This is a genomic window from Streptosporangiales bacterium, assembly GCA_009379955.1.
Taxonomy (GTDB): Bacteria; Actinomycetota; Actinomycetes; order Streptosporangiales; family WHST01; genus WHST01.
In genome coordinates this window covers 1-3,551 of sequence record WHST01000219.1, presented here as the reverse complement: position 1 = coordinate 3,551, position 3,551 = coordinate 1, and the positions used below count along the sequence as shown (strand labels likewise).

The 3,551-nt window shown below is 70.0% G+C and carries 2 protein-coding genes; both read right to left on the bottom strand.

What is annotated here, in order from left to right; genetic code table 11:
• Nucleotides 1-220: 220 nt before the first annotated feature.
• Entirely contained in the window at nt 221-1,297 is a 1,077-nt protein-coding gene (locus GEV10_31965) for a 2-oxoacid:ferredoxin oxidoreductase subunit beta (GenBank protein ID MQA83017.1), read from the bottom strand.
• The gene (locus tag GEV10_31960) at nt 1,294-3,228 is read right to left on the bottom strand and encodes a 2-oxoacid:acceptor oxidoreductase subunit alpha (GenBank protein ID MQA83016.1); all 1,935 of its coding nucleotides are present in this window, start codon (nt 3,226-3,228) and stop codon (nt 1,294-1,296) included. The genes GEV10_31965 and GEV10_31960 overlap by 4 nt, the downstream gene beginning before the upstream one ends.
• Nucleotides 3,229-3,551: the final 323 nt, after the last annotated feature.

Genomic DNA, 3,551 nt, shown 5'->3' with positions numbered 1-3,551 from the left:
TGGAACCGGCGCCCACCCCAGGCGACAACCGGGCCACCGCCCTACCCCCCACCCCGCAAACACCTCAACCACACCCCACAACACCCCACCACGGCCACACCACCACCCCACGTGAACAATCGAGGTTAACGTGATCAGCAGCGACTTCACCTCGTGCCGGGACGAGGTGAAGTCCAGGTTCGCTGGGTGAAGCACTCGCGCTCGGCCGAGCGGGCCGGCGTCAGTTGTCGACGCGCCAGGTGTCGCCGCCGGTCAGCAGGGCCTCGAGGTCGCCAGGTCCCTGGTCGGCCGTCGCGTCGGCGATCTGGTCGCGCATGAGGCCGTCGTACGTCGGCCGCTCGACGGAGCGGAACACGCCGACGGGCACGTGGCTGAACGCGTCGTCGTCGAGCCGCGACAGGGCGAACGCCGTGGTCGGGTCGGCGGCGGTGGCGTCGTGGACCAGCACGCCGGGGTCGTCGGCCGCGCACGGCTCGAGGCTACCGGTCTGCGGGTTGCGCCTGATGCCCTTGCTCCCATCGGCGCCGTAGACGATGCGTTCGCCGTGGGCCAGCCGGATCGTCACGTCGTCGCGCGACTCGGCGGACTTCAGCGGCTCGAACGCGTCGTCGTTGTAGATCGGGCAGTTCTGCAGGATCTCGACGAATGCCGCGCCCTTGTGGTCGGACGCCTGCCGCAGCACCTCGATCAGGTGCTTGCGGTCGGAGTCGAGCGTGCGCGCGACGAACGTCGCCTCGGCGCCGAGGGCGAGCGACAGCGGGTTGAACGGCGCGTCGAGCGAGCCGGCGGGGCTCGACTTCGTCACCTTGCCCTGTTCGCTGGTCGGCGAGTACTGGCCCTTGGTGAGCCCGTAGATGCGGTTGTTGAACAGCAGGATCCGGAGGTTGACGTTGCGCCGCAGCGTGTGGATCAGGTGGTTGCCGCCGATCGACAGCCCGTCGCCGTCACCGGTCATCACCCACACCGACAGGTCGGGACGCGCGCACGCGAGACCGGTGGCGATCGCCGGTGCGCGGCCGTGGATCGAGTGCATGCCGTACGTGTCGAGGTAGTACGGGAACCGGCTGGAGCAGCCGATGCCCGACACGATGACCATGTTCTCGCGCTTCAGTGCGAGCTCGGGCAGGAAGCTCTGGAACGCGGCGAGGATCACGTAGTCACCGCAACCGGGGCACCAGCGGACCTCCTGGTCGCTCTTGAAGTCCTTCGCCGTCTGCTTGCCGTTCTCGACGGGTACGAGGTCGAACGCGCGGAAGCGCCGCCTCGTCGGTGACTCAGCGCTCCTTGGCTCGGTCATCCGCCCACCAGCTCCTCGATCGCGTCCACCAGCTCGCTCGACGTGAACGGCAGCCCGCGGACCTTGTTGTACGAGATGACGTCGACCAGGTACCTGGCCCGCAGCAGCGACGCGAGCTGGCCGAGGTTCATCTCCGGGACGATGACCCGGTCGTAGCGGCGCAGCACCTCGCCCGTGCCCTCGGGGAACGGGTTCAGGTATCGCAGGTGCGCCTGCGCGACGGAGTGCCCGTGCTCGCGCACCTCGCGTACGGCGGCGCCGATCGGGCCGTACGTCGAGCCCCACCCGAGCACCAGCGTGCGTGCCCTGCCGTCGGGATCGTCGACCTCCAGCGGCGGGATGGCGCGCGCGATGCCGTCGATCTTCGCCTGCCGCGTGCGCACCATCAGGTCGTGGTTGTCGGGGTCGTACGAGATGTGCCCGGTGCCGTCGGCCTTCTCCAGCCCGCCGATGCGGTGCTCGAGGCCCGGCGTGCCCGGCACCGCCCAGGGCCTGGCGAGTGTCTCGGGATCGCGCAGGTAGGGCAGGAAGGCCGGCTCGCCCTTGGCGCCGGTGCCGTTGGTCTCGGTCGCGAAGGTGGGCGTGAGGTCGGGCAGCGAGGCGACGTCGGGGATCTGCCACGGCTCGGAGCCGTTGGCCAGGTAGCCGTCGGAGAGCAGGATCACCGGGGTGCGGTACGTCGTCGCGATGCGCACCGCCTCGAGCGCGATGTCGAAGCAGTCGGACGGGCTCTGCGGCGCCACGATGGGGACGGGCGCCTCGCCGTGCCGTCCGCCGTACGCCATCAGCAGGTCGGCCTGCTCGGTCTTGGTCGGCATGCCGGTGGACGGTCCGGCGCGCTGGATGTCGCAGACCACGAGCGGCAGCTCGAGCGCGATGCCGAGGGAGATGGTCTCGCCCTTCAGCGAGACGCCCGGCCCCGAGGTCGTCGTGACGCCGAGCGCGCCGCCGTACGACGCGCCGAGTGCCGCGCCGACGCCGGCGATCTCGTCCTCGGCCTGGAACGTATGGACGTCGAACCGCTTGTGCCGGCTCAACTCGTGCAGCACGTCGCTGGCCGGGGTGATGGGGTAGGCGCCGAGGAACAGCGGCAGCCCGGACAGGCGCGACGCCGCGACCAGGCCCCACGCGAGGGCGGTGTTGCCGGTGATCCTGCGGTAGAGACCGGTCGGCATCGCCGCGGGGCGGATCTCGTACGAGATCGCGAACTCCTCGGTGGTCTCGCCGTAGTTCCAGCCCGCGGTGAACGCGATGGTGTTGGCCTTGGCGATGTCCGGGATGTTGCCGAACCGCTTCGCGATGAACTCGAGCGTGCGCTCGGTGGGCCGGTGGTAGAGCCAGGAGAGCAGGCCGAGCGCGAACATGTTCTTCGCGCGCTCGGCGTCCTTCTTGCCGATGTCGAGGTCCTTCAGCGCCTCGACGGCCATCGAGGTGAGTCTCACCTGGTGGACGGTGTAGGCCTCCAGGCTGTCGTCGTCGAGCGGGCTGGCGTCGTAGCCGACCCGCTTGAGGTTGCGCGAGGTGAACTCGTCGACGTTGGCGATGATCCGTCCGCCGGGACGCAGGTCGTCGAGGTTCGCGCGCAGTGCGGCGGGGTTCATGACGACGAGGACGTCGGGACGGTCGCCGGGAGTGAGGACGTCGTGGTCGGCGAACTGCAGCTGGAACGACGAGACACCGGGCAGGGTGCCGGCGGGCGCGCGGATCTCGGCGGGGAAGTTGGGGAACGTGGCGAGGTCGTTGCCCAACTGCGCGGTCTCCGAGGTGAACCGGTCACCGGTGACCTGGATGCCGTCGCCGGAGTCGCCGGCGAAGCGGATGATGACGCGATCGAGCTGTCGAACGCCCTTCGGGGCGGGCGTCGTGGGGGACATGGTCACAGGACGTGCAGCCTCCTCCTGCCGGGCTGGTGCCATCGTACGTACGTGCATGTCCCGAGCGGCAACCGGAGACGCTGCGTCGTCGCCGATCGATCGTCTCGCGGCGGGCCGACGAGGGGTCGACGGCGCGCGTCCGTCACGGACCGGATACGGTCGGGTACTGTCTGTGAGATTGTTCCGGAGTCCAGGTATCCACAGGGGCGCGCCGGCCGTTGCGGCCCATGCGCGAGGTGCCTAGGGATGCGCTGATCAATGAGCCATTCCCGGGATGACCCGGCCTTCGGACGCTCGCGGTGGTTCCCGAACGGCTGCCGGGTTCTCTGCCGAGCCCCCTTGACCCCGGCTCGGGGGTCTGCGGGGCGGTTTCGGGCAGG